The 25,016-nt window shown below is 69.4% G+C and carries 23 protein-coding genes; 13 read left to right on the top strand and 10 right to left on the bottom strand.

Translation table 11 applies throughout. The features are described from left to right. The first annotated feature begins 11 nt into the window (after positions 1-11). Positions 12-437, top strand: a complete 426-nt coding sequence (locus D457_RS0116010; protein WP_017581684.1) for a cytochrome c oxidase subunit 4 — start codon at positions 12-14, stop codon at positions 435-437. Positions 438-696: 259 nt separating this feature from the next. Then, complete coding sequence (locus D457_RS0116015; RefSeq protein WP_017581685.1) at positions 697-2,058, top strand: L,D-transpeptidase; 1,362 nt, start codon at positions 697-699, stop codon at positions 2,056-2,058. Here the strand turns inward: D457_RS0116015 and D457_RS0116020 are convergent. The 5 genes from D457_RS0116020 to D457_RS0116040 all read right to left on the bottom strand — a co-directional run bounded on the left by D457_RS0116020 (position 2,055) and on the right by D457_RS0116040 (position 7,748). Continuing rightward, on the bottom strand, positions 2,055-3,188 hold the full coding sequence (locus D457_RS0116020) for a glycosyltransferase family 4 protein (RefSeq protein ID WP_017581686.1): 1,134 nt from the start codon (positions 3,186-3,188) through the stop codon (positions 2,055-2,057). The two genes, D457_RS0116015 and D457_RS0116020, sit on opposite strands and share 4 nt — an antisense overlap. A 91-nt stretch (positions 3,189-3,279) precedes the next feature. Continuing rightward, entirely contained in the window at positions 3,280-4,317 is a 1,038-nt protein-coding gene (locus tag D457_RS0116025; protein WP_017581687.1) for a C40 family peptidase, read from the bottom strand. Between the two features lie 360 nt (positions 4,318-4,677). Then, positions 4,678-5,682 carry a C40 family peptidase gene (locus tag D457_RS0116030; protein ID WP_083926776.1) on the bottom strand — a complete coding sequence of 335 codons (1,005 nt, stop codon included), beginning with the start codon at positions 5,680-5,682 and terminating at the stop codon, positions 4,678-4,680. Positions 5,683-6,075: 393 nt separating this feature from the next. Continuing rightward, positions 6,076-7,470: an NYN domain-containing protein gene (locus tag D457_RS0116035; protein ID WP_017581689.1), complete on the bottom strand. Its 1,395-nt coding sequence runs from the start codon at positions 7,468-7,470 to the stop codon at positions 6,076-6,078. Further along, on the bottom strand, positions 7,467-7,748 hold the full coding sequence (locus D457_RS0116040) for a hypothetical protein (protein ID WP_017581690.1): 282 nt from the start codon (positions 7,746-7,748) through the stop codon (positions 7,467-7,469). The genes D457_RS0116035 and D457_RS0116040 overlap by 4 nt, the downstream gene beginning before the upstream one ends. Before the next feature lie 133 nt (positions 7,749-7,881). Here D457_RS0116040 and D457_RS0116045 point away from each other — a divergent pair, with 133 nt between their 5' ends. The 3 genes from D457_RS0116045 to D457_RS0116055 are packed head-to-tail and all read left to right on the top strand — an operon-like array spanning position 7,882 to position 10,677. Next, on the top strand, positions 7,882-9,606 hold the full coding sequence (locus D457_RS0116045; protein ID WP_026116697.1) for a DEDD exonuclease domain-containing protein: 1,725 nt from the start codon (positions 7,882-7,884) through the stop codon (positions 9,604-9,606). Continuing rightward, complete coding sequence (locus tag D457_RS0116050) at positions 9,584-10,348, top strand: rhomboid family intramembrane serine protease (protein WP_017581692.1); 765 nt, start codon at positions 9,584-9,586, stop codon at positions 10,346-10,348. Before D457_RS0116045 ends, D457_RS0116050 begins: the two co-directional genes overlap by 23 nt. Positions 10,349-10,401: 53 nt before the next feature. Then, positions 10,402-10,677, top strand: coding sequence for an Lrp/AsnC family transcriptional regulator (locus tag D457_RS0116055; protein ID WP_017581693.1), 276 nt, complete (start codon positions 10,402-10,404; stop codon positions 10,675-10,677). 67 nt (positions 10,678-10,744) lie between these two features. Here the strand turns inward: D457_RS0116055 and trpD are convergent, their stop codons facing one another. The 3 genes from trpD to D457_RS0116070 all read right to left on the bottom strand — a co-directional run bounded on the left by trpD (position 10,745) and on the right by D457_RS0116070 (position 12,554). Next, positions 10,745-11,866 carry an anthranilate phosphoribosyltransferase gene (trpD, locus tag D457_RS0116060; protein WP_017581694.1) on the bottom strand — a complete coding sequence of 374 codons (1,122 nt, stop codon included), beginning with the start codon at positions 11,864-11,866 and terminating at the stop codon, positions 10,745-10,747. A 71-nt stretch (positions 11,867-11,937) separates the two neighbouring features. Then, positions 11,938-12,075: a hypothetical protein gene (locus tag D457_RS36475; protein WP_169542742.1), complete on the bottom strand. Its 138-nt coding sequence runs from the start codon at positions 12,073-12,075 to the stop codon at positions 11,938-11,940. Positions 12,076-12,116: 41 nt separating this feature from the next. Continuing rightward, on the bottom strand, positions 12,117-12,554 hold the full coding sequence (locus D457_RS0116070) for a hypothetical protein (RefSeq protein ID WP_017581696.1): 438 nt from the start codon (positions 12,552-12,554) through the stop codon (positions 12,117-12,119). A gap of 534 nt (positions 12,555-13,088) precedes the next feature. On the opposite strand from D457_RS0116070, the gene ctaE reads away from it, so the two are divergent. Genes ctaE through qcrB form a run of 4 tightly spaced genes read left to right on the top strand, consistent with a single transcriptional unit; the run spans position 13,089 to position 17,411 of the window. Then, positions 13,089-13,664: an aa3-type cytochrome oxidase subunit III gene (gene ctaE, locus D457_RS0116075; RefSeq protein ID WP_376769921.1), complete on the top strand. Its 576-nt coding sequence runs from the start codon at positions 13,089-13,091 to the stop codon at positions 13,662-13,664. Positions 13,665-13,681: 17 nt separating this feature from the next. Further along, on the top strand, positions 13,682-14,623 hold the full coding sequence (qcrC, locus tag D457_RS0116080) for a cytochrome bc1 complex diheme cytochrome c subunit (protein WP_449406552.1): 942 nt from the start codon (positions 13,682-13,684) through the stop codon (positions 14,621-14,623). After that, positions 14,616-15,752 (top strand): cytochrome bc1 complex Rieske iron-sulfur subunit, encoded by a 1,137-nt coding sequence (qcrA, locus tag D457_RS0116085; protein ID WP_017581699.1) that lies wholly within the window; start codon positions 14,616-14,618, stop codon positions 15,750-15,752. Before qcrC ends, qcrA begins: the two co-directional genes overlap by 8 nt. Positions 15,753-15,755: 3 nt before the next feature. Continuing rightward, positions 15,756-17,411 carry a cytochrome bc1 complex cytochrome b subunit gene (gene qcrB / locus D457_RS0116090; RefSeq protein ID WP_017581700.1) on the top strand — a complete coding sequence of 552 codons (1,656 nt, stop codon included), beginning with the start codon at positions 15,756-15,758 and terminating at the stop codon, positions 17,409-17,411. Positions 17,412-17,834: 423 nt separating this feature from the next. Here the strand turns inward: qcrB and D457_RS0116100 are convergent, their stop codons facing one another. Then, a complete protein-coding gene (locus tag D457_RS0116100; RefSeq protein WP_017581701.1) occupies positions 17,835-19,643 on the bottom strand; it encodes an AMP-dependent synthetase/ligase in 1,809 nt (602 codons plus the stop codon). Between the two features lie 626 nt (positions 19,644-20,269). On the opposite strand from D457_RS0116100, the gene D457_RS0116105 reads away from it, so the two are divergent. After that, entirely contained in the window at positions 20,270-20,755 is a 486-nt protein-coding gene (locus tag D457_RS0116105) for a hypothetical protein (protein WP_017581702.1), read from the top strand. Positions 20,756-20,921: 166 nt separating this feature from the next. Then, positions 20,922-21,869 carry an ROK family glucokinase gene (locus D457_RS0116110; RefSeq protein WP_017581703.1) on the top strand — a complete coding sequence of 316 codons (948 nt, stop codon included), beginning with the start codon at positions 20,922-20,924 and terminating at the stop codon, positions 21,867-21,869. Between the two features lie 118 nt (positions 21,870-21,987). Here the strand turns inward: D457_RS0116110 and D457_RS0116115 are convergent, their stop codons facing one another. Then, entirely contained in the window at positions 21,988-22,866 is an 879-nt protein-coding gene (locus D457_RS0116115; protein ID WP_017581704.1) for a lysophospholipid acyltransferase family protein, read from the bottom strand. Positions 22,867-23,295: 429 nt separating this feature from the next. On the opposite strand from D457_RS0116115, the gene D457_RS0116120 reads away from it, so the two are divergent. Continuing rightward, positions 23,296-24,093 carry an alpha/beta hydrolase gene (locus D457_RS0116120; protein WP_017581705.1) on the top strand — a complete coding sequence of 266 codons (798 nt, stop codon included), beginning with the start codon at positions 23,296-23,298 and terminating at the stop codon, positions 24,091-24,093. After that, positions 24,090-25,016, top strand: a complete 927-nt coding sequence (locus tag D457_RS0116125; protein ID WP_017581706.1) for a hypothetical protein — start codon at positions 24,090-24,092, stop codon at positions 25,014-25,016. Before D457_RS0116120 ends, D457_RS0116125 begins: the two co-directional genes overlap by 4 nt.

Here is a 25,016-nt window from a genome sequence, read left to right on the forward strand (position 1 = left end):
GGGTAGCGCACATGAAGATGCAGGCCTACCTGTTCATGGGCATCTCGACCTTCTTCGGTCTGGCTGCCGCACTGTACATTTACTGGTCGTACCAGGACACCGGTGCGATCGAGTGGACGGGCACCACCGCCCTGGTCGTCTCGATCGGCTTCGGCTGGATGATCGGTTACTGGCTCTGGCAGTCGGCTCGCCACAGTGAGCACCACCACGGCCTTCCGGCCGAGGAGCGGCTCGACGGCGAGATCGCCGAGAACGCCGGTGAGTACGGCTTCTTCAGCCCGCACAGCTGGTGGCCGCTGTTCGTCGCGATGGCCGTCGCCTTCACGGCGGTCGGCGTGGCGATCGGCTGGTGGATGGTGTTCATCGGTTTCCTCGCGATCATGCTCACCTCGCTGGGCTGGGTCTTCGAGTACTACCGCAAGGAGTTCCAGCACTGACGTGCGCACCCCGCGAGCTGATCACTCCTCGAGAGTGAATCGCTACGCAGGGTAGGATGTGAGCGTCACCGCCCCGGTGGCCGGAGGTTGTCCCCAGGACGACCCCGGGCACCGGGGTATTCTTTTTCGGTGGCCCCCACGTGACTGCTGCTCTCTGCGCAGTTCACGCCGCATCCAGGCCCTGACGGCGTCACGCCGGCGCGCACCCGCTCCGCGCACGCCCGGGCCCCGTCGAGAACGGACGCTGGAGGTCCTTGGTGTGAAGCGACGAACCACCCAACCCCGACTGGCCGTGACAGCCGCCGCCCTGGTCCTCCTCGCGGCGGGGTGCACCTCCGGCGGGGACGAGCCCGGCGGCACCTCTGCCCCGGGGGGATCGGGGCAGGAGCAGGAACAGGAGCAGGGGCCGCAGGTGGAGATCACCCCCGCACCCGGCGCCACCGGGGTCGCGCCCAACACCCCGGTCCGGGTCGAGTCCGCGGACGGGACCATCACCGACGTGCGGATCGAACAGGCCGCCGCCGACGGCACCGCTGACGGCACCGCGGAGGGCGAGACTGGGGCCGAAGCCGAGGGCCGGGGTTCCGAGAGCTCAGCTGACGAGGAGGACCCCTTCGCGGTCACCGGCACGCTCAGCGAGGCCGGGGACGCCTGGATCAGCGACTGGAACCTGCTGCCCGGGGCCGCCGTCACGGTCACCGTCACCGCGGCCGACGCCGACGGTGAGGAGACCGAGACCGTCTCGGAGTTCACCACTCTGGAGGCCGTACCCGGGCAGCGCCTCGAACTCGCCTCCAACTTCCCCAGCAGCGGCGACGTGGTCGGGGTCGGCATGCCCGTGATCATCAACTTCGACCTGCCCGTCACCCACAAGGCGCAGGTGGAGAACTCCATCGAGGTCACGGCTGAGGAGGAGACCGAAGGGGCCTGGAACTGGGTCACCGACGAGATGGCGGTCTTCCGGCCCAAGGAGTACTGGGACCCCTACCAGGAGATCACCGTGGACCTGCGGCTGGCCGGGGTCGAGGCCGCCGACGGCGTCTACGGGGTGGCTAACCACCGCATCGAGTTCGAGGTCGGCCGCGAGCTCATCTCCACGATGCACGTGCCCGACCACGAGATGAACGTGACCGTCGACGGTGAGGCCGTCCGCTCCATCCCGGTTAGCAACGGGGCCGCGGAAGAGCGCTTCGACACCACCACCTCCGGCACCCACCTGACCATGGAGAAGTACGAGTCGTTGGTGATGGACTCCGCGACCGTGGGTATCCCGGAGGGGGAGCCGGGCTACTACCGGCTGGACGTGGACTGGGCGGTCCGCACCTCCAACAGCGGCGAGTTCACCCACGCCGCCCCCTGGAACTCCGGCAACATCGGCAGCGCCAACACCTCCAACGGCTGCACCAACATGTCCGTGGAGGACGCCCGCTGGTTCCACGACCAGTCGCTCATGGGGGACATCCTGGAAACCACCGGGACCGATCGCGAGCTGGAGTGGGACAACGGCTGGGGCTACTACCAGCGCTCCTGGGACGAGTGGCTGTCCCACAGCGTGACCGGGGAACCGCAGAGGACCGACGGAACCGGCACCCCCGGCTCGGTCCACGGCGAGGGCCTCTAAACGCCGCTGAGAAGGCCGTCCAGCCGCTCCAGGGTGCAGTCCCAGGACCACTCATCCGAAACCCATTTCCGGCCGCGTGCGCCCATCAGGGCGGCGCGGTCGGGGTCCTTCAGCAGCCGGATGAGCGCGCGGGCGGTCGGCCCGGGCACCGAGCCGTCGACCACGTGCCCGGTCTCGCCCTCCAGGACCGCGTCGGGGGCGCCGCCCGAGGCCCCGGCGACCACCGGCAGCCCGGTGGCGGAGGCCTCCAGGTAGACCATGCCCAGCCCTTCCACGTCCAGACCGCCCCGCCGGGTGCGGCAGGGCATGGCGAAGACGTCCCCGGCGTCGTAGTGGGCGGGGAGCTCTGCGGCCGGAACCGGCCCGGTGAAGCGCACCGAGTCCAGGCCCAGCGCGGCCGAGCGGAGTTTCGCCGCGTAGGGGCCGTCGCCGACGAACAGCAGGACGGCGTCGGGCACGTCGGCCAGCACCCGGGGCCAGGCCCGGACGAGGGTGTCCTGGCCCTTGCGGGGCACCATGCGGGACACGCACACGACCACGGGCCGCGAGCCCAGGCCCAGGCGTTCGCGGACCTCCTCGCCGCCGCAGCCGGGCCGGAAGCGTTCGGTGTCCACTCCGGGGGCCAAGCGGCGCATCCGGGCGGCGGCCGCGGGGGAGAGCGAGCGGGTCAGCCGCCGCCGGGTGTACTCGCCCAGGTAGGTGACGGTGTCGACGGTGTCACCGATGCGCCGCAGTGCCGAACTCGCGCCCGGCACCACGGTCCAGCCTGTCTCGTGCCCGTGGGTGAGCGCCACCTGGCGGCGCACCCGGGGCCGCAGTCCGGCGGCGACCAGCCCCAGGGGCGCGGCCGCCCCGTAGAGCACCGAGTCACAGTCCTCCAGCTCGGCGATGACCCGGGCCCGGCGGGCCACCCGTGGCGTGGGCAGCAGCACCTGGGCCGCGTCGCGCACGATCGGGAACGGTTGGAGCAGGTCGAAGTCCGGTTCGGCGCGGTGGTCCGCGGCGGCGGGGGAGGAGCAGTAGACCAGGACCGACCCCTGGGGGCGGCGCCGGGCCAGCTCGTGCACGAAGGACTCGATGCCGCCCGCGCGCGGAGGGAAGTCGTTGGTGATGATCAGGGTTCGCGACACCCCAGCGAGTCTAGGGGCTGGGCAGGCGGAAGGGCCTCGGGAAACCGGGTGGTTTCGCGAGGCCCTGATCGCTCGGTGCCGCTAGGGGAGCCTAGGGGCGCACGGCGGTGACGAAGTTGGAACGGTAGTAGTCGCTCAGCTGGACCGTGCCGATGGGCCGGGCTGAGGTCGAGGCGTGGACCATTACGCCGTTGCCCGCGTACAGGCCCACGTGGCTCGGGCTGGCGCCGTAGAAGAACAGCAGGTCACCGGGCTGCTTGTTCTCCCAGCTGACCCGCTGGCCCGCGTTGACCTGGTCGAAGGTGGTACGCGGCAGGGCCACGCCGGCCTGGGCCCAGGCGGCCTGGGTCAGACCGGAGCAGTCGTAGCCGTTCGGGCCGGTGCCGCCCCAGATGTAGGGCTTGCCGACCTGGGCGTAGGCGAAGTCCAGCACGGTCTGGGCGTTGCCGGTGGCCGGGCCGGTGTAGCTGGCTCCTCCGCCGCCTCCGCCGCCACCACCGCTGCTCGCGCTCTCTTCGGTGCTGACGTTCTCGGTGGCGGCCGCCTGCTCCTCGGCGGTCAGCTCCGAGAGCAGCTCCTCCTGCTCCTCGATGGCCTCTTCGGCCGCCTCGGTGGCCTCCTCCGCCTCCTCCAGGGCGTCGGCGGCGGCCTCCTCGGTGGCCTCGGCCTCGGTGCGCAGGCTCTCCAGGTGCTCGAGCTCCTCCACGTACTGGGCGAGGTTCTCCTGGTGCTGCTCCGAGAGGTAGGTGAGGTCGGCCTGGTGCTCCAGGGCCGCCTCGGGGCCGGTGGCGCCGATCAGCTGGGCGGGGGAGGTCAGGTCCACGCCGGTGTAGGTGGTGTTGGCCAGGGCGCGCACACCGCCGCTGAGGGATTCGACCTTGTTCTCGGCGGTCTCGATGTCGCCGAGGATGCCCTCGAGCTTCTCCTCGGCTGCCTCGTAGGTCTCCTTGGCCTCGTTGTAGGTCGCGTTGAGTTCGATGAACTCCTCTTCGAGGCGTTCGATCTCCTCCTGGACGTCACTCGCGGTGGGCTCGGCGTGGGCCACGGCGGCGGGGAGGAGGAAGACTCCGAGAGCGAGGGAGGAGATGACCGCGGTTCGGCGCCGGCGGTCGCCACGGGATGCAGACACTGAAACACCTTTCTCCCCTTGTCCCAGGCCATGCGGGATCAAGGGACTGCACCGGGTGGGGTCCTGGGGGCCAGAGCGGGTGGCCGAAACGGTGTGGGGGTGTGCCCGACCCGGGCGCGGTTGTCACCACCGGGGGGTGGTGAAAAGGGAGCAACCACGCTCGGCGATGAACACTAGTGCATTCCTTGGGGCGCACTCAACTGTTTCGTGATGTTCCCTTGAATGAACAGACCTGTCCGAAAAGCTCTCCGCTGACCCTAAAGGCGGTCCGGTCCGGGCACACGCAGGAGCCGGGCGCACGCGCGAGGCCGCCGCCCCGGAGGGGACGGCGGCCTCGGAAACCGCTGCGGTACCGGTCGCCTAGGGGCGCACGGCGAACTGGAACTGACCGCCCCAGTAGGCGGCCAGACCGACCACCTCGAGGTTGCGTCCGCTGCTCGGCGCGTGCACCATCTGGCCGTTCCCGGCGTAGAGCCCGTTGTGGCCCAGGTCGCCGAAGAAGAACAGGATGTCGCCCGGCTGGACGGCGCTCATGTCGTAGATGCGGGTGCCCACGTCGGCCTGGCCGTAGGTGGTGCGCGGCAGGTCGACGCCGGCGGCGCGCCACGACGCCTGGACCAGTCCGGAGCAGTCGTAGCCGTTGGGGCCGGTGCCGCCCCACACGTAGGGCAGGCCCACCTTGGAGTAGGCGAAGTCCAGGGCGGCGGAGGCGCCGCCGCTGCCGACCGGCGCGTCGGGGGTCTGGCCGCTGCTGTCGTCGCCGCCCTCGGCGGAGGCGTCGGAGTCGGGGAACTGGGACAGGATCTCCTGCTGCTCCTCGATGGCCTCCTCGACCTCCTCCTTGGCCTCCTCGGCCTCGTCCTTGGCCTCCTCGGCCTCCTCGAGGGCCTTCTCGGCCTCGTCCTTGAGCGCGAACAGGCGCTCGGCGGATTCGCCGAAGTCGTCGAGCTGGGACTGCTGGTTCTCCGACAGGTAGTTCAGGTCGGCGTTCTGCTCCAGCAGGGCCTCGGGGCCGTCGGAGGTCAGGACGTTGGCGGTGGAGTTGAGCTCACCGCCCTGGTAGGTGGCGTTAGCGAACTGCTGGACCTTCTCGCGCAGCTCGTCGTAGCGCTCCTGCTCGTCGCCGACCTGGCCGTCGAGCTCGTCGAAGGCGGCCTTGGCCGCCTCGTAGTCCTCTTCGGCCTGGTTGAAGTTCTCAACCGCGGTGGCGGCCTCCTGGTTGAGCTCCTCAATGCGGTCCTCGACCTCGTCCTGGGTCGGCTCCGCGTGTGCGATACCGGGGGCGATGAAGGTACCGGCGGCAACCACGCCTAGGCCGGTCGTAGCGATTCGGCGAGCCGTACGCCGACCACCGGGATTCTTCATGGCGGTCCACGCTCCTTGAAATTGAGAAGTCCGCAAAGGGGTGCTTGGGAGACGAAAAAGCTGGGGGGAACCCGTGTGTGGGCACGGGTCTGACGAGAGTGTGCGGGTCTGCCGTCGGGGTGGGTAGGCACAAGGGTGGCCTTCTATCCAACGGAGCACTCACGTTCCGGGAAGAACCTAGCGGACCCGCCTGCCCAGCTCAACCACGACATGAAACGAAAAACGTCCGTCTCGCTGGTCACCGGGGTCCTGGAGACGGGTTTTTCGGCGGTCGCTACCGGCTGTGAACTGGGGGTTGGGCGCGGTCGTGGCGGTTCGCGGGGGCGGGTCCGGCGCGCTGGTTCGCGTGGTGGGTCTCTCAGTCGAAAACGGCGCACCGGCCCCGGCCCGTGCTCAGCTGTACGACTCCAGACGGCGCAGGAAGATGGGGGAGGGGACCGCGCGGGCGCCCACCCGCCGGACCGCTGAGACGATCTCCTTGTCCGAGGTGACCACCGCGATCGGCCGCCCGGGCGGTTCGGCCCGCACCAGCCGCACGATCAGCGTGTCCGCGGTCTCCCCGGGGGCGCTGAACAGCAGCCGCACCCTGCGGCTGGGCACCACCGGGGGCGCCTCCACGTCGGCGCCGTCGAACACACAGGTGATCTCCGCTTTGGTCCGGCTGGCCAGCCCTTCCAACGAGTTGAGCAGCCGGTTGCGCTGGTCGGCCAGCGGTAGGGTCCCATACCCGGTTTTGGTGACGTTGTAGCCGTCCACCAGCAGGTGCACCCGGGGCACCGTCAGCAGGTGCTCCAGCAGCCCGGGGGCGTCGTCGGGCAGTCCGCCCAGCGACACCCGGCGCTGCTCCTCCTGGGCCGCGGCGACCAGGTCGGCCGGGCTGTCCAGGGAGGCGGGCAGCGCCAGCTCACGGCGCAGGCCGTGCGAGGCGTCCACCAGCACGTCCAGGAGCACGCGCAGCCGGGCCTCGTCGGCGTTGCGTCCGGTCCGGACCGCCCGGCGGGCGTTCTCCACCTGGGCCTCGGCGTCAGCCAGTCTGGATCGCAGCCGGCGGTTCTCCACCTCCAGGGCGCTGACCTGGCTCTCGGTCTCGCTGCGGTGGTCGGCGGTCTCGCTCAACGCCTGCCGGGCCTCGGCGGTCGCCTTCTTGGCCCGCTGACGCTCGGTGTGCACCTTGCGGCGCAGCTCGGCGATCTCCGCTCGCTGTTCCCCGATCTGCCCGCGCAGCCGCTCCAGCTCAGCCTGGTGGCCGCGTTGGCTCTCCTCCAGCCGCCGACGGACGTCGTCGAGGGCCTCGGCGGCCTCGTCCGCCTCCTTGGCGCTGGTCTGCCGCTCCAGCTCCTCGTGGACGCCCTCGATGATCTCCGGCCAGCCCTTGGGCCGCAGCAGATAGGCGCTCGCCGCCACCGCCACGGGGTCGGCAGCGGGAGGGACCACCCCGGCGCGCATGCCCTCGGCCAGCTCGGGCCAGACCTGCTCCACCCTGGCGGCGACCATCCCTCGGAAGCCGTGGTCGTTCTCCAGCTGGGCGGCGATCTGCGGACCGGCCAGCCGCGCCCTGCGGCGGGGTTCGAACTTCGCGACTCTGCGCAGTAGCGGGGGAAGGTCGGACGGGCGCATCCCGCCCAGCACGTCGGAGCCGTACTCGACGACCCGGGCGCGCACCGGCTCTGGCAGGGGGCGGCGCAGGCGCTCCCCGCCCTCCTCAGGGGGTACCGGACCGGCGGTGCCGTTTCCACCGGTCGGATCGGTGCCGTCGGCCTCGCCGCCCGTGTCCGGGCGGGCGCTCATGCCCGACCCGTCGCGCTCTCCGCCGAAGAGCCGGAGACCGACCGGTCGGCGTCGGGACGGGAAACGATCTCTACGCTGTCGGTGGCGCCGCACCAGCGGCACTTCACCCGCTCGACCGTCTCGGAGAGCACCGTGCGCTCCTCGACCGCACCGGCCCCGGAGAGCTCCTGGTGCACGAAGTCCTGGGAGCGCACCGTCCGGGTCACGTCGAACCGGGTGAGGTTCCCGCACCCGGTGCATCGCCAACGCTCACTGTCACCCGGCATCGCGATCCCCACGGTGTTCCTCCTTGTATCGTGCTTCGTCACGGGCGGCGGGCTCTGCCGCTCCGTCACCCACATCTTTCCATGTCGGACGGGCCGGACCGTAGCCCGGCGGTGTTTGGTCGTGGGGCCCGACTACCCTGACCGCGTGGTTCGACAGTCCGCGGCGCCCGTCGGCGTCCAAACCAGCATCGGGGACTTGGGCACACCGCTGACCGGGGTGTCCTTCGTCGTCGTCGACCTGGAGACCACCGGCACCAGCGCCTCAAAGTCCCAGATCACCGAGATCGGCGCGGTTCGGGTACGCGAAGGCCGGGTCGTGGACGAGTTCACCACCCTGGTCAACCCCGGCGTGCTCATCCCGGCCGCCATCACCCTGCTGACCGGCATCACGCAGTCGATGGTGGCCACCGCCCCGCCGATCACCGAGGCCCTGCCCGGGCTGCTGGATTTCCTGGCCGCCGAACCCGACACCGTGCTGGTGGCGCACAACGCGCCCTTCGACACCGGCTTCCTCAAGGCTGCCTGCGAACGGGAGGGCACGCAGTGGCCCGACTACCCGGTCGTGGACACCCTGCGCCTGGCCCGGGCGGTCCTGGTCCGGCCCGAGGTGCACAACCACCGGCTAGGCACCCTGGCCACGTTCTTCGGGACGCCCACCACACCCAACCACCGCGCGCTCGACGACGCCCGCGCCACCGTGGACGTGCTCAACGGGCTCCTGGCACGGCTGGCGCCCATGGGGGTGACCAGCCTGGAGGAGCTGCGGGCGGTTAGCAAACCCCCCACCCGCGCCCAGCGGGCCAAGCGGCACCTGGCCGAGGACCTGCCCGAGCGCCCCGGCGTGTACGTGTTCACCGACGCCCAAGGGCAGAGCCTGTACGTGGGCAAGAGCAACAACCTGCGCCGCCGGGTCGCCACCTACTTCACCGCCGCGGAGTCCCGCCGCCGCATCAGGGAGATGGCCGGGCTGGTGGCTGGGGTCACCCCCATCGTGTGCACCACCGACCTGGAGGCCTCGGTCCGCGAGCTGCGCATCATCGCCGAACGCAAACCGCCGTTCAACCGCCGCTCGCGCCACCCCGAACGCGCCGCCTGGGTCAAGCTCACCACCGACGCCTACCCGCGCCTGTCCGTGGTGCGTGTGATCAAGGATGACGGCGCGCCCTACCTGGGCCCCTACAACTCGCCCAGGGCGGCGGAGGAGGCCAAGGAGGCGCTTCTGCACGCCCTCCCGCTGCGCCAGTGCACGCACACCTTCAGCCCCGGGAAACCGGTGGCCCCCTGTGTCCTGGCTCAGCTGGGCCGTTGCGGCGCCCCCTGCGACGGCACGGAGTCGCTCACCGATTACACGGGGCACGCCGACGCCGCCCGCGCCGCCATGACCGGCGACCCGGCCGTGGTCGTGGACGCCCTCACCGGCCGGATCCGCGAGTTCGCCGCCGACCTGCGCTACGAGGAGGCGGCGGCCCTGCGCGACCGGCTCACCGCCTTCCTGCGCGGTGCCCGACGCGCGCAGCGGCTCACCGCGATCGCCGTCGTCCCGCACCTGGTCGCCTCCCGCCCCGGCGCCACCGGTTGGGAGACGATCGTGGTCCGCCACGGCCGCCTGGCGGCCAGCGCCGTCCTCGAACCGGGCACCGAACCCGCCGCCTTCCTGAGCTCCCTCACCGCCACCGCCGAGCGCGTTCCCGCCGGGTTCGGTCCGGTCCCCAACGCCACGGCGGGGGAGACCGAACTAGTCCTGGACTGGCTCGTGTCCCCCGGGACCCGCCTGGTCGAGATCGACGGCGAGTGGACATGCCCGCTGCGGAGCGCCGAAGCGCATACCGAGATGACACACTGGGCCCATGGCCGCGCTTCCGCTCAATGACGACTACCCCGTCCGTCGCGCACCCGTCATCGCCTTCGGGCTGATCGCGGTCAACGTACTCGTCTACCTGGTCTCGCCCCAGGCGGCCACCGCCGTCTGGTACCCGGTGGACATGGTCGGGCGCTTCTGCGCGATCGACGACTACTTCATGCGCTGGGGCGCGATCCCCGACGAGATGCTGGGCCGCACCGACCTGGCCGGACCGCTGATGCCCGAGTGCGGCGGAATCGAGAGCAAGTCCGTCTGGTTCTCCGTGCTCAGCTCGATGTTCCTACACGCCGGACCCATGCACCTGCTCGGCAACATGGTCTACCTGTTCGTGTTCGGTCCGGTCGTGGAGGACCGCATCGGCAAGCTCCGCTTCCTGGGCCTGTACCTGGGCACCGGGGTCGTGGCCGCCTACGGCTTCGCGCTGGTGGACGCGGACGGCACCGTCCCCATGGTCGGCGCCTCGGGCGCGATCTCGGGCGTGCTCGGCGCGTACCTGGTCGTGCAGTTCCGCAGCAGGGTCACCACGCTGGTGTTCGGGGTCATCCCGATGCGTCTGCCCGGGTGGGCCGTGGTGGGCAGCTACTTCGCGCTTCAGTATCTTCTCTACGTCACATCCTCGACCGCCCCGGGCGCCGGATCCAACGTGGCCTACGCGGCACACGTCTACGGGTTCGTCGCCGGAGTGATCGCGGGACTGGTGGTCTACCGGCTGCGATGGCGCTCCGGGACGCGGCTCTCCGACGTCTACTAGCGCTCCCCGGCCCGGCGGGCACCGTTTCCGCACCGAACCGCCCAGGAGGCACAGTGATCACCGCGATCGTCATGATCAAGGCCGACGTCCACCGCATCCCCGAGGTCGCCGAGGCCATCGCCGAGATCGACGGGGTCAGCGAGGTCTACTCCGTCACCGGCGGGGTCGACCTCATCGCCATGGTGCGGGTGCGCCGCCACGAGGACCTCGCCGACGTGATCCCGGGCCGGGTCAACAAGGTCCCCGGTGTGACCTCCTCCGACACTCACATCTCCTTCCAGACCTACTCCAAGCACGACCTGGAGTCGGCCTTCGCCATCGGCTGGTAACCAGGAGACACGAGAGGGGCACGGTGACCGGTCACCGTGCCCCTCTCGTGTGCGTTCCAGGACTACCTCAGAGCGTCTTGGCCAAGCCCTGGCTGGTCTCCACCCACGAGGCCAGCAGGCGCTCGGCGGCGCCGCTGTCCACCGCCGCGGCGGCCCGCTCGTAGCCGGCGCGCACCGCCCCGGTCAGGTCCTCGCCCACCCCGTCCACCGCGGCCAGCGCTGCGCCGGCGTTCAGCAGCACCGCGTCGCGCACTGGCCCGGGCCGCCCCGCGACCAGGTCCCGCACCGCCTGGGCGTTGAACTCCACGTCACCGCCGCGCAGCGCGTCCGGGGTCGAACGCTCGATCCCCAGATCGGCCGGGTCCAGCCGCTCGCGCCGCGCCTGACCGTCGGAAACCACCCAGACCGTGGAGGTGGTGGCCGTGGTCAGCTCGTCCAGGCCGTCGTCGCCGCGGAAGACCAGGGCGGCGGAGCCGCGGCGGGCGAACACCCCGGCGATCACCTCGCACATGCGCTCGTCGAACACCCCGATCGCCGAGGCGGTCGGCTGGGCGGGGTTGGTCAGCGGACCGAGGAAGTTGAACACGGTCGGCACCGCCAGCTCACGGCGGGGCTTGGCGGCGAAGCGCAGCGAGGGGTGGAACAGCGGGGCGAAGCAGAAGGTGATGCCCGCCTCCCGCGCCACCCGTACGGTCAGTTCCGGCGGCAGGTCCAGGACCACGCCGAGCCGCTCCAGCACGTCGGCGGTACCGCAGGAGGAGGACGCCGCACGGTTGCCGTGCTTGACCACGCGCGCGCCCGCGGCGGAGGCGACGATTGCCGCCATGGTGGACACGTTCACGGTGTGGGCCCGGTCGCCGCCGGTGCCGACGATGTCCAGGGTCGGACCGTCGACGCTGATCCGCACCGCGTTGTCGAGCATGCCCTGGGCCAGGCCGGACACCTCGGAGACGCTCTCGCCCTTGGCCCGCAGGGCGATCGCGAAGCCCGCGATCTGGGCGTCGGTCGCCGAACCCGACATGATCTCGTTCATCGCCCACCCGGTGTCGGCGGTGCTGAGGGTGGTCCCGCCCAGCAGGGCGGTGATCAGGTTGGACCAGGTCCGCTCCGCGACGGCGGAGGTTTCCCGGTTGTCGGTATCGACCGCGTTGTTCTCGGCCGGGGCGGCCGAGGAGGCGGGGACGTTCATGTGGAACTCCTGACTGAAGGGCGTGGGGAAGGGCGCCGGGGGCGGGCACCCCTGTCGGGTGCCCGCCTCTCTCAGCGGCCCTGGGCGAAGAGGAGGGCGAAGTCGGCGCGGCCGCGCCATCGCCCGATGTCAGCGCCGTGGTTGAGAGCTCCGCCCACCACGAGTCGACGGCGCATGTCCCTCTCGCCGTTGTCCCCTTCAGCCGTCAATCGGCCGTGTTCGTCACGCCTCCGGTCACCACCCACTGGGTTCACCCGCTGAGCGCGGCGGCGCGCTGGCGCATGAGTTCGGCCAGCGACTCGGCGAGCGCGACGGGGTCGATTGGGTGGCTCACCACCTGCTCGGCCTGCGACCAGGTCGCCAGCCAGCCGTCGTCGCGCCGGCCCACCAGTAGGAGCACCGGCGGGCAGCGGAAGATCTCGTCCTTGACCTGGCGGCACAGGCCCATCCCGCCGGTGGGCGCGGCCTCACCGTCGAAGACGGCCACGTCGATCCGTTCGGCCGGGTCCTTGGACTCCAGCTTGCGCAGGACGCCGGGCGCGGTCGCGCACTCGACGAACTCGACCTTGGGAACATCGGCGGCGGGGCGCCGGCCGATGGCCAGCCGCACCTGCTCACGGGTGTCCGCCTTGTCGCTGTAGACCAGTACGCGCATCCTGGCATCCGTGTCCGTACCGCTGATCACCATCGCGCAACCGTCCCATCGCGTCTGTCCGCGGCCGCTGCCGTGGGGGGTGCGGCCGTGGCGTTCGTTGGCTGTATGCCTATGACTGTATTGCCTCGGGGTCACCCGGCCCAGATGGGAGCCGGGGGACCGGTGAAGGGGCTGAGACCTTCGACACCACAGGATGCCAGGGCCGTGCGGCGCTTCGCTAACCCGCCCCGGGCACGGCGTTGTCCAACGGTAACCGTTTCGATACCTCGGCGTTGGCTGGGAGAGGTTGAAGCGACTTCTGGCGGGGTACGGAACGCCTCAGCCGCCCCGGTTCGAGCTTTTCGGCGCGTCTGAGCGCGTCAGACGCGGACCCAGGGCACGCGAGCGGTTACAGTAACGCCCGAGTCACGATGAGAGAGCCGAGCCGGGCCCCGACGGCGGCCGATACCGGGACCGATCCGTCTCCTTACGGGGGGTCGAGTACGGACCTTCGCGAGAAGCCGTAATAATGCTCCCGTGGCGACAGCAACCGCGAACCCAAAAACAGCAACCGCATCAGCGCATGGTGTGGCAAAGCGTCCTGACCTGGTGAGTGTTGGCACCATCGTGTGGCTGGCCAACGAACTCATGTTCTTCGCTGCGCTGTTCGCGATGTACTTCACCATCCGATCGGTGACCAACGGGAACCCCGAGCTCGGCGAGTGGGCGGACGTCCACCTCAACGTGCCGTGGGCGACCACGATCACCGTTGTCCTGGTGGCTTCCAGCTTCACCGCGCAGTTCGGCGTCTGGGCCGCTGAGCGCGGCGACGTCAAGAAGCTGCGCATGTGGTTCTACATCACGTTCTTCATGGGCCTGTTCTTCATCCTTGGACAGGCGTATGAGTACTACGAGCTCATCTTCCACGAGGGCCTGACTCTGCAGTCGAGCGCCTACGGGTCGATGTTCTACCTGACCACGGGCTTCCACGGACTCCACGTCATCGGTGGTTTGATCGCGTTCCTCATCATGCTGGGACGCACGTACGCCGCGAAGCGCTTCACTCACCAGCAGGCGACCAGTGCGATCGTCGTGTCCTACTACTGGCACTTCGTCGACGTCGTCTGGGTCGCTTTGTTCATCACCATCTACTTCATCCAGTAACCCGAAACGGGGAAACCGTGAAATGGATTACCGCGCGGCGACGGCATCCCCTGGCGGGGTATGTCGTCGTCATCCTCGCGCTAGCCCTGTTCGGGGTGGGGTACGCCGCACTGGCCCCCACCGCCGACCAGGCGCAGGCGCAGACCCTTGCCGCTGAGGCGCCGTCCGCGGACGACGTGGACATCGCCCAGGGCAAGACCATCTTCGACCAGACGTGTGCTTCGTGCCACGGGCTGGACGGCGCTGGGTCCGAGACCGGTCCCGACCTGCGTGAGGTCGGATCGGCCGCAATCAACTTCCAGGTCAGCACCGGGCGTATGCCCTCCATGGACCCGGACAGCCAGATGCCGCGCAAGCCGATGGTCATGTCCGAGCAGGACCTGGCCGACCTGATCGCGTACTACGACGCGGAGATCAGGGACAACGGTGCCGGCGCCGACGTGCCTTACGAGGTGCCCGGTTCCGCTCCGCAGCGTGCCGACTTCGTCGACGAGGACCTCGACGCGGAGGAGGTCGACGCCCTCTACGAGGAGGCCGTTGCCGCCTACGAGTCCGAGTACGACGCCTACATCGAAGGTGCCGACGACGTCGACATGGGCATGAAGCTCTACCTGACCAACTGTGCGCACTGCCACAGCTGGTCCGGTGGTGGCGGCGCCCTCACCGACGGCCGCTGGGCCCCCGAGATCCATGAGTCGACTCCGCGAGAGATCTACGAGGCCATGGTCAGCGGACCCGGCGCCATGCCGATGTTCAGCGACGGCGCTATCACCGCCGCCGAGAAGCAGGAACTGATCTCCTACGTCAAGACGCTCCAGGCCGAACCCAACGCCGGCGGCATCTTCGACCTGCAGCGGGTCGGTCAGGTCGCCGAGGGTTTCATCAACTGGACCGTCGGTCTCTCCCTGATCATCGCCTGCGCGATCTGGATCACCGCGAAGCAGCGTGCCCATGACTGAGAACAGCAACAACGACAACAAGGCGGGTGACGACGCCACCGAGCGCGTCGTCGGCACCCCGACGGACACCGCGGACGTGGTGACCGAAACCGCCGCCGAGGCGGAGAGTGAGCACAACGGGCCGTACCTGGCTTCGGAGACTCACCACCACCCGGAGGAGCAGCAGCGCCGGGGCGAGAAGATGGCCGCGGCATGGTTCATCGTCGCCATGCTGGCGGGGATCGGGTTCATCGCCTCGTACTTCGTCTTCCCGCCCAACGCGGCGGGGGAGCCCGCGATCGCCGATCCGCAGATCAGCCAGTACTCGAACATGCTGCTGGGTGGCACGCTCACCCTCGCGATGTTCGGTATCGGTGCCGGTATGACGGTGTGGGCGCGCAACATCATGCCGCACTACGAGGTGGCCTCGTCCTACGACGACCTTCCCTCCAGCCCGGAGGAGAAGAGCTCGTTCAGCGAGTTCTTCATGAAGAGCGCGGACGAGAGCGGCTTCACCAAGCGTCCGCTGATGCGCCGCACGCTCATCGCGGCCATGCTGCCGCTGGGCATCGCGCCGATCGTCCTGCTGCGTGACACCGGCCCCGTGCCGGGCGACCTGATGAAGAGCACCCCGTGGGTGGACGGCATGCGCATGCATGTCGAGGGGACCCACCGGGAGATCAGGCTCGAGGACCTGGAGAACGACCCGTACGGGATGATCTCCGCCCTGCCCGCGGTGAACGACGACCGCTACCCGCACGGCATCAGCCTGAACGACCAGGCCAAGTCCGTCATCCTGCTCATCAAGATGCCGGAGGACGACTGGAAGCCCGGGATGGACCAGCCCGTCCGTGAGGGCAGCGACGAGACCCACATGAACTGGACCCACCAGGGCATCGTGGCGTACTCGAAGATCTGCACGCACGTGGGTTGCCCGGCCGCGCTCTACGAGCGCACCACGCACCGCATCCTGTGCCCGTGCCACCAGTCCACGTTCGACGCGGCCGACGCTGCGAAGGTGGTCTTCGGTCCCGCGCACCGGCCCCTGCCCCAGCTGCCGATCGGTGTGGACGATGAGGGTTACCTCGTCGCCAGGGGTGACTTCAACGAGCCGGCCGGGCCGACGTTCTGGGAATACAGGAAGGACTAGTCGATGAGTAAGACCACGCAAGCCCCCAAGGCGCTGCGCGGCGTCGGAAACTTCATCGACGACCGCTTCCACCTGGCCAAGGGCGGTGAGAAGAACCTTCGCAAGGTCTTCCCGAACCACTGGTCGTTCATGCTGGGCGAGATCGCGCTGTACTCGTTCATCATCCTGCTCGTCACCGGTGTCTTCCTCACGCTGTGGTTCAAGCCGAGCATGGCGGAGATCGTCTACGACGGCTCCTACGAGCGCCTCCAGGGCGTTCCTATGAGTGAGGCCTACGCCTCCACCCTGTTCATCGACTTCGATGTCCGTGGTGGCTTCCTCATGCGCCAGATCCACCACTGGGCCGCGCTGATCTTCGTGGCCGCGCTCGTGGTGCACATGCTCCGGGTGTTCTTCACCGGTGCGTTCCGCAAGCCGCGTGAGATCAACTGGCTCATCGGTGTCGCCATCTTCACCCTGGCCATGGTCGAGGGCCTCTTCGGCTACTCGCTGCCGGACGACCTGCCCTCGGGCATGGGTGTCCGCATCCTCCAGGGCGTCATGCTGGCGCTTCCGCTGGTGGGCTCGTACATATCGATGTTCCTCTTCGGCGGGGAGTTCCCCGGCGAGGACATCATCACGCGGCTCTATATGCTGCACATCCTGCTGATCCCGGCCCTGTTGCTGGCACTGATCGTGGCCCACTTCATGATCCTGTGGCACCAGAAGCACACGCAGTATCCAGGACCGGGACGAACAGACAAGACCGTGGTCGGGACACCCATGTTCCCGGCGTTCGCGGTCAAGGCCGGCGGGTTCTTCTTCTTCACGTTCGCCGTGATCGCCGGTCTGAGCGCGTTCGTGCAGATCAACCCGATCCACCTGTTCGGCCCGTTCACGCCGACGTCCATCACCTCCGGCCTCCAGCCGGACTGGTACATGGGCTTCATGGAGGGTTCGCTGCGAATCTTCCCGAACACCCTGGACTTCACGCTGCCGATCGGCGACGGGTACCCGATCATCACGGCGGTCCTGGTCCCGGGCCTGGTCGTTCCCGGCCTGATCTTCGGTGCTCTGGCCGCCTGGCCGTTCATCGAGCAGTGGATCACCGGTGACAAGCGCGCCCACAACGTCGCCGACCGTCCGCGCAACGCCCCGGTCCGCACCGGTCTGGGCGTTGCCGGCATCGTCTTCTACGGCGTGCTCTGGATGGCTGGGGCGAACGACGTCCTGTCGGAGACCTTCTCGATCGACCTGTACCTGACCACGTACATCTTCCGTACGCTGGCCATCTTCGGTCCGATCATCGGCTTCATCATCACCAAGCGCATCTGCCTGGGCCTTCAGCGCCGTGACCGGGAGACCCTGGAGCACGGTTACGAGAGCGGCACCATCCAGCAGCTGCCCAGCGGTGAGTTCATCGAGGTCCACAAGGAGAGCTCCGACGAGACCACGCACGTGCTGGCGAGCAAGCCGGTCATCACCTCGACCGCTCTGGAAGAGGACGAGACCGACGAGAAGGGCGTGGAGAACCCCGAGACCCGCAAGGGCATGGGCAAGCTCCGCAGGGCCCTGGCTCACTGGTACACGAAGGACAACGTGTCCTTCGAGGGGGTGGAGGCCCACACCGGCCACCACCTGCACCACTCCGCTGACCACGGGGACGACAAGGCTCACTAGAGCCCGCCTGTCGTGACGACGGACCCGGCCGCACAGCGCGGCCGGGTCCGTCGTGTGTCTGGCGGTGGTGCCCGTCCGAGGGCTGCGCTGCTCGGGCACAACACTCAGAGCCACGCTGCGGGGTCCGTGTCCCGACACGTGCACCTGCGGGCGTCCCGTCCGGCCCCGCCTCCTGAGAGCGCCCTCAGAGGCAGTGCCCCGGTCCACATGTCCGGGGTGTGCGTGCTGGCCGCAGGTCCGGAGAGCGCTCTCACAAGGGGCCCGGGAGCGCGGAGAGCGGACGGTGGGCACGGGCCGGGTACGGAGAAGGGGGCCGACCGCCCGTAGGCGATCGGCCCCCTCAGCTTTCAGGAGCGACAGAACCTGCTTGCTGAAACCCGATCTGCTGAAACCTGATTCGCTGAAACCCTGGCCGCTGAAACCCTAGCCGCCGTAGATGTCGTCGATCTCCTTGCTCCACTGCTTGCTGACGACATGGCGCTTGACCTTCAGGGAGGCGGTCATCTGACCGCCCTCCTCGGTGAAGTCGCTCGGCAGGATCTTGAACTTCTTGATGCCCTCGGCCTTGGAGACGGCCTTGTTGGCCTCGTCCACGGCGCCCTGGATGGTGGCCTGGAGGTCGGGGTCCTCGGTCAGGTCCGCGATCTCGCCGGTCTTGTTGTTCGACTCCTTCCAGAGGTCGAACGACTCGGGGTCGATCGTGACCAGGGCCGCGATGAACTTGCGGTTGTCACCGACGACCATGCACTGGCTGACCAGGGCGTGGGCACGGATGCGGTCCTCGAGGACGGCCGGGGCGACGTTCTTGCCGCCCGCGGTCACGATGATCTCCTTCTTGCGACCGGTGATGCTGAGGAAGCCGTCGTCGTCCAGCGAGCCGAGGTCACCGGTGCGGTAGAAGCCGTCCTCGAAGGCCTCCTTGGTGGCCTTCTCGTTCTGCCAGTAGCCGACCAGGATGTGGTCGCCCTTGAGCAGGATCTCGCCGTCGTCGGCGATGCGCACGGTGGTGCCGGGCAGCGGCTGGCCGACGGTGCCGATCTTGTTGAAGCCGGGGCTGTTGACCGTGCTCGGGGCGGTGGTCTCGGTCAGACCGTAGCCCTCGATGATGGTCAGGCCCACGCCGCGGAAGAAGTGGCCGAGGCGGTCGCCCAGGGCCGAGCCGCCCGAGACCGCGTACTTGGCCTCACCGCCGAGGCGGGCCATGATCTTCCCGTAGACCAGCTTCTTGAACAGGCCGTGCTTGAGCTTCAGGGTGAACGGGACGTTCCCCGTGCTCAGCGCCTTGCTGTAGGCGATGGCGGTATCGGCGGCGGCGTTGAAGATCTTGCCCTTGCCCTCGCCCTCGGCCTTCTGCTGGGCCTTGGTGAAGACCTTCTCGAACACGCGGGGGACCGCGAGCAGGAAGGTGGGCTTGAAGACGGAGAACTGGTCGATCAGGTCCGGGCCGGTGCTGGGGTAGTGGCCCAGGACGGCCTTGCCCTCGATGACCATGACCTGGACGAAACGCGCGAAGACGTGCGCCAGAGGCAGGAAGAGCAGGGTGGAGGGGGTGCCCTCGTGGCCCAGGATGACGGGCTTGGCCGGGCCCTCCAGCGCGGAGTGCGCGATGAAGAGGAAGTTGCGGTGGGTGAGCTCGCAACCCTTGGGGCGGCCGGTGGTGCCGGAGGTGTAGATGAGAGTGGCGAGGTCGTCGGCCTTGACCGCGGTGCGGCGCTTGTCGAGGTCCTCGTCGGAGACGCCGCTCCCGGTGGCGCTCAGGGCCTCCAGGTCACCGCCGTCGAACTTCCAGATGTTGGCCAGCTCGGGGGCCTCGGCCCGGACGGACTCGACGCGCTCGGCGTGGGCCGCGGTCTCGACGAAAGCGGCCTTGGCCCCGGAGTCGGAGAGGATCCACTGGACCTGCTCGGCGGAGGAGGTCTCGTAGATCGGTACGGTCACGGCGCCGATGGACCAGATCGCGTAGTCGACCGCGGTCCACTCGTAGCGGGTACGCGACATGAGCGCGACACGGTCGCCCTGCCCGATGCCCGCGTTGATGAGGGCCTTGGCGTATCCGACGATGTCGCCGTGCAGCTGTGCGACGGTCACGTCGCGCCACTGGCCGGACCCTGGCTCCTCCTGACGACGGGCGGCGACGGCGTTCGGCTCGCTGGCCGCGCGCGCAAAGAGCGTGTCGGTCAGCCGCGCGTCGTCGGAGATCTCAGCCTTCGCGGGAGAGCTGTATTCGCGCACGTGATGCTCCTGGACGTGTACGGGTTCTTGATGTTGGGGACGTGACGACCGTAACAACAGGAGCCTACTCGTGAGTAGAACAGGTTGCCGTTCGGTATCCAACGGTGATCCGAGCTTGACGCGCGGGTGAAGGTCAACGCGCTGTTCAGCCGGGTGCGCACCGTCGGTCTCGTGCGGGCGGTCCGGGACGTCCCCCTGTGCTGTTGTACGCGTGATCATGCCCGCTGAGAGGTCGGTCGACTCTCGTAGGGCCTTCCGGGAGTGCGCAGGTCAAGCAGGTGATCCCGGTTACTTCTCGCGCGCAGTCGAGACTATCGCCTGCCGGGTGTTTTGTGCACATCTGGTTAAATTCACGTCGTTTCCGCCCCAAGTGGCCTCAACTCCTGTGGGGCGACGAGTATCCTTTTCCGCTCCGCGGACGCGCCGGTGCCCGGGGCCGTCCCTGACCGCATCTCCGCCTCGTGTCCGCGTCGCATCCGGCCGGTCCTCGACCCGCCTCCGGTTCGCCCCGACCGGACCCCACTTCTTCCCTGGTTCGTCCCTGAACCTGCCCTGAGACGCCCTCTCTTGCCCGGTTCGGGCGGTTAACGTGAGGCCAGAGGACCACTGACAGGAGGCTCACGAACATGACCGACGACAACAGCACCGGGCGCTCGGAACGGCCGAACAACGGGCGTTCGGACCAGCCCGACCTGATCGACGACGCGCTGCGCCTGGTCGACAGCCTCCAGCGCAAGCTGCTGGTCGCCGGGGTCAAGCGCGGTGTCAGCGCGGTCACCAGCCCCCCGCCCAAGAAGGGCGACGTGTGGGAGGAGGCCATCCGGGCCGAGACCCAGCAGGAGCGCCCCCCGCTGGAGGAGTTCGTCGAGATCGTGCGCAAGAGCGCGCCCGAGGTCGCCGGACACCTCGGCCGGGCTGGACTGTCCCTCGCCAGCGCCGTGGGAAAGACCTGGGGCGTGATGGAGCGCTCCTTCGAGCAGGGCCGGGAGGAGGCCGCCCGGGCACGGGAGGAGCGGGAACAGCGCGAGTGGGCCGACCGTGAGCGTGACGAGCGGGCCCGCCGCGACTCCCCGGCCGACTCCGGAGAGGACGCCCGGGGCGGTGCGGAGTAGCAGGTCACACCGGGGGAGTAGGGCGAACCGGCGGGTATGCGCCGGTGGGGTGTTCGCGGCCGCCTGAGCCTGGTTTAATCGAATGGTTTACACCATTTGAAAACCCTCTGCCATGAACCTTGAGACTTATGTCAGAGTTCGGGCGTAAGTAGAAGGAGCTGCCCCCATGCTGACCATTGGCGTAGACATCGGCGGAACCAAGGTCGCCGCCGGTGTCGTCGACCACGACGGGCAGATCCTGGACAAGGTCAAGTACCCGACCCCGACCAACGACCCCCGTCAGCTGGCCGAGGTCGTCGGTCGGGCGGTGGCGGAGCTGCGCTCCCGCAAGCCCGACGGTGAGATCGGCGCGGTGGGCGTGGGCGTGGCCGGGTTCGTCGACGAGGACCGGGCCACCGTCCAGGTCGCGGTCAACCTCGGCCTGCGCGACGAGCCGCTCAAGGAGCGCGTGCAGCAGCACGTGGACCTGCCCGTGGTCATCGAGAACGACGCCAACGCGGCGGCCTGGGCCGAGGCCCGTTTCGGTGCGGGGCAGGGCAGCGACCACATCGTCTGCGTCACCCTGGGCACCGGGATCGGCGGCGGCCTCGTGCTCGGCGGGGCCCTGCACCGGGGCCGCTACGGGGTGGCGGCCGAGGTCGGCCACTACCGGATGGTCCCGCACGGCCGCCGTTGCGCCTGCGGCAACCACGGCTGTTGGGAGCAGTACGCCAGCGGTCGCGCCCTGGTGGCCGAGGGGCAGGACCTGGCCCGCACCGACCCCCAGCGGGGAGAGCGGCTGCTCAAGCTCGCCGACGGCGTCGTGGAGCAGATCAGCGGCCGGATCATCACCCAGGCCGCGATGGAGGGCGACCCGGCGGCGCTGGAGTGCTTCCGGATCGTGGGGGACTGGGCCGGTCTGGGCTTGGCCGACTTGGCCGCGATCCTGGACCCGGAGTGCTTCGTCCTGGGCGGCGGGGTCTCCGACGCGGGCGACATCATCCTCGACCCGGTGCGCGCCTCCTTCGCCCGGCACGTCTCCGGTCGCCCGGGCCGCCGCCTGGCCGAGGTGCGGGTGGCCGAGCTCGGCGGCGAGGCGGGTATCGCCGGCGCGGGTGACCTCGCCCGGTACTGACCGACCGCACCCGGTGTGGCCCCGCACCCGGTGCGGCATGGCACCTGATATGACACAACGCTGAAGGGGCGGTCACCGGATTCCGGTGACCGCCCCTTCGCTGCCCAGGACTCAGGCGCTACTCGGCGCCGCCCGCGGTGTCGTCCCCGGGGGAGTCCTTCTCCGCCTTCTGCTCTGCCTTCTTCTGCGCCTTCGCCGCGCGCTTGGCCTCCTTCTGGGCCTCCTTGCGCGCCTTGCGGTCAGCCTTCTTGTCCGCGCGCTTGCTCCGGCGCTCATCCTTGGCGCTGGCCTGCTGCTCGCGCTTGGCCTCCTTCTCCTCGGCCTCGATCTCAGCCTTGACCGCCTGCGCGTAACGGTCCACGTACTCCTGGCCGGAGAGCTCCATGAGGGAGTACATGATCTCGTCGGTGATGGCGCGAAGGACTCGCTGGTCCTTCTCCATGCCGTAGTAACGGGAGAAGTCGAGCGGCTTGCCGAAGACCACCTTGGGGCGCACGCCCAGTTTGGGAACGGTGCGGCCGGGGGGCATGATCTTCTCGAGATTGATCATCGCCATGGGCACCACCGGGGCCTTGGCCTCCAGCGCCAGCCGGGCCACGCCGGTCCGTCCCCGGTACAGCTTGCCGTCGGGGGAGCGGGTGCCCTCAGGGTAGATTCCCAGCAGCTCGCCGCGCTTGAGCACGCGCAGCCCGGTACGCAGGGCCGCCTCGCTCGCCTTGCCGCCGGAACGGTCGATCGGGATCTGCCCCACGCCGGTGAAGAAGGCCTTGCTGAGGAACCCCTTCACGCCGGTGCCGGTGAAGTACTCGGCCTTGGCGAGGAAGATGATCTTGCGCGGCAGCGGCAGCGGCCCGAAGAAGTGGTCGGAGAACGACAGGTGGTTGCTGACCATGATGGCCGGACCACGCCGCGGCACGTTCTCCACGCCCTCCGCGCGAGGTTGCCACAACACGGCCAGAATCGGCCCCAGGATCGCCTTGACCACCCAGTAGAACATTGCTTCAGATCACCCCTGCACACGCGGGGAGCACTGAGGCAGGGTCTGCCGCGTCTCACTGTCCCGCTCGGCCGTCATTGTCCGGAACGCTCCCACCGCGGATGCGGGGAGGCTGACAAGCGTCATCTTCCCACCACGTGCGGGTAACCGCCAAAAGCAGCCAGAACGGACCGGGTTGTCCGTCGCCGGGGAAGAGGGAGCCGCGCCGCGGGGGCACTGTCGAGGATACTCACCACAGGTGACGCCCCCGTCTCCCGACCCGGGCCGCGGGGTCGCCGGATGCGCGGGAACACGCCGGGCCCCCACGGAGTTCGGGCAGGGGAACGCTAACGTTCTTGCGATGACAAACGCTCACCCGAGCGACTAGCCTCACGGCTGGGGCCGCGATCCCATCGGAGCCCTCCGCCGTACGATCCCGGGAGCAGACCTGTGAGACCGACCAACGCCATCCCCTTGATCCCGGGTGCGGACCCCTTCAGCCACTCGGGTTCAGGCGTCGGTGTCCTGCTCTGCCACGGTTTCACCGGTTCGCCGTACTCGATGCGCCCCTGGGCCGAGTACCTGGCCGAGGCCGGGCTGACCGTCGAACTGCCCCGACTGCCCGGGCACGGCACCACCTGGCAGGACATGGCGACCACCACCACCGACGACTGGTACGCGGAGGTGGAGCGGGCGCTGCTCGACCTCGCGGAGCGGTGTGACGAGGTATTCGTCATGGGGCTGTCCATGGGCGGTGCGCTCACCCTGCTCCTGGCCCAGGAGTACCCCGACATCGTCCAGGGCGTGGTTCTGGTCAACCCCTCCCTCGTGGTGGAGGACCACCGCCTCCCCGTCATCGCGCCGATCCGCCGCCTGGCCGCCCGGATCCTGCCCACCACGCCCGGTCTGGAGAGCGACATCGCCCTCGAACAGGCCGGGGAGGGCGGGTACGACCGGGTGCCCACCGCCGCGGCCGCGACACTCCCGAAGCTGTGGCGCACGGTTCAGGGCGGCATGTCTGGTTTGCGAGCGCCGGTTCTGGCCTACCGGAGCCCCCAGGACCACGTGGTGGGACCGGACAGTCTGCGTATGCTCGCTAAGAGAGCGGTCAACACCCGGCTGACGATCCACCTGCTTCACGACAGCTACCACGTGGCGACCCTCGACCATGACGCCGCCACCATCTTCGAAGGAAGCCTCGCGTTCGTGCGCGAGCGCAGCAGAAGCGGGGAAGGAGCCGACCGATGACACAACGTCGGGGCAACGGCCTGCTCGCCGACGCCTACGTTCCCCTGATCCTGCTCGCACCCTCACACGCCGACCTCATGCTGGAAGCGCTCCGGCGCAGTGGGATCGCCGCCTACGCGGTCCCTCTGGAAGAGGACGTCCTGGAGCCCACCGGCGGCCAGGCCGAGGACCCGCCCACCGACCACCTGTACGTCGACGCCGAGGAACGCGGCGCCGCCGAACAGGTGCTCGGCTCCGAACTGCCCGACCTCGGCGGCCGCGAACGCGAGACCGGACCCGACCTGCTGGCACCGCGCGGTGAGGGCAGGGCCGAGGCCGAGGGCGAGGAGGGCCAGGAGGCGTCGGCCGCGCACGAGGGCAGCGACCCCCCGGTCGGCGGCGACCTGCTGGACGGGCCGCCCGCCAACGTGGACCCCGACGCGCCCCCGGCTAGGAGCAGCGACGAGGAGGACGTCTGGAAGGACCTCGTCTCCCGCTTCTACGACGACTCCGAGGGCACCAGCGAGCAGCGCGGCCGGGTCGCCTGGCCCGACGCGGAGAACCTCAGCGCCCCCGACGAACAACAGACGCGGCTCGGCGACATCCTCGCCAACCTCCCCCGCGACCGGGACTCTGACGAGGACGACGAGCAGGCCCGCGAGGAGGACCGACGCCGGGCCGAGGCGGAGCTGGAGGGGCACTACGAACCCCCGCCCCCGCCGCCCCTGCTCCAGGGCGACCGGGTGGGCATCGCCGCCTGGTTCGGTCTCCTCGGCGGTCCCGCGCTGCTGTTCGGCGCCGCCTTTCTGGGCATCTCACTGCCCAACTGGATCATGTTCCTGGCCGTCGCTGCTTTCCTGACCAGCTTCGTCGTGCTCATCCTGCGTATGACCGACTCCCGCCCGCCCGGCGACAACGGGCCGGACAACGGGGCGGTGGTCTGA

This window comes from Nocardiopsis valliformis DSM 45023, assembly GCF_000340985.1.
Lineage (GTDB): Bacteria > Actinomycetota > Actinomycetes > Streptosporangiales > Streptosporangiaceae > Nocardiopsis > Nocardiopsis exhalans.

Coding starts and splice junctions, on each gene's coding strand:
- qcrA (WP_017581699.1), top strand. CDS start 14,616: ATGACTGAGAACAGCAACAACGACAACAAGGCGGGTGACGACGCCACC.
- trpD (WP_017581694.1), bottom strand. CDS start 11,866: ATGAACGTCCCCGCCTCCTCGGCCGCCCCGGCCGAGAACAACGCGGTC.
- D457_RS0116035 (WP_017581689.1), bottom strand. CDS start 7,470: ATGAGCGCCCGCCCGGACACGGGCGGCGAGGCCGACGGCACCGATCCG.
- D457_RS0116070 (WP_017581696.1), bottom strand. CDS start 12,554: ATGGTGATCAGCGGTACGGACACGGATGCCAGGATGCGCGTACTGGTC.
- D457_RS0116010 (WP_017581684.1), top strand. CDS start 12: ATGAAGATGCAGGCCTACCTGTTCATGGGCATCTCGACCTTCTTCGGT.
- D457_RS0116115 (WP_017581704.1), bottom strand. CDS start 22,866: ATGTTCTACTGGGTGGTCAAGGCGATCCTGGGGCCGATTCTGGCCGTG.
- D457_RS0116105 (WP_017581702.1), top strand. CDS start 20,270: ATGACCGACGACAACAGCACCGGGCGCTCGGAACGGCCGAACAACGGG.
- D457_RS0116110 (WP_017581703.1), top strand. CDS start 20,922: ATGCTGACCATTGGCGTAGACATCGGCGGAACCAAGGTCGCCGCCGGT.
- D457_RS0116125 (WP_017581706.1), top strand. CDS start 24,090: ATGACACAACGTCGGGGCAACGGCCTGCTCGCCGACGCCTACGTTCCC.
- D457_RS0116050 (WP_017581692.1), top strand. CDS start 9,584: ATGGCCGCGCTTCCGCTCAATGACGACTACCCCGTCCGTCGCGCACCC.
- qcrB (WP_017581700.1), top strand. CDS start 15,756: ATGAGTAAGACCACGCAAGCCCCCAAGGCGCTGCGCGGCGTCGGAAAC.
- D457_RS0116030 (WP_083926776.1), bottom strand. CDS start 5,682: ATGAAGAATCCCGGTGGTCGGCGTACGGCTCGCCGAATCGCTACGACC.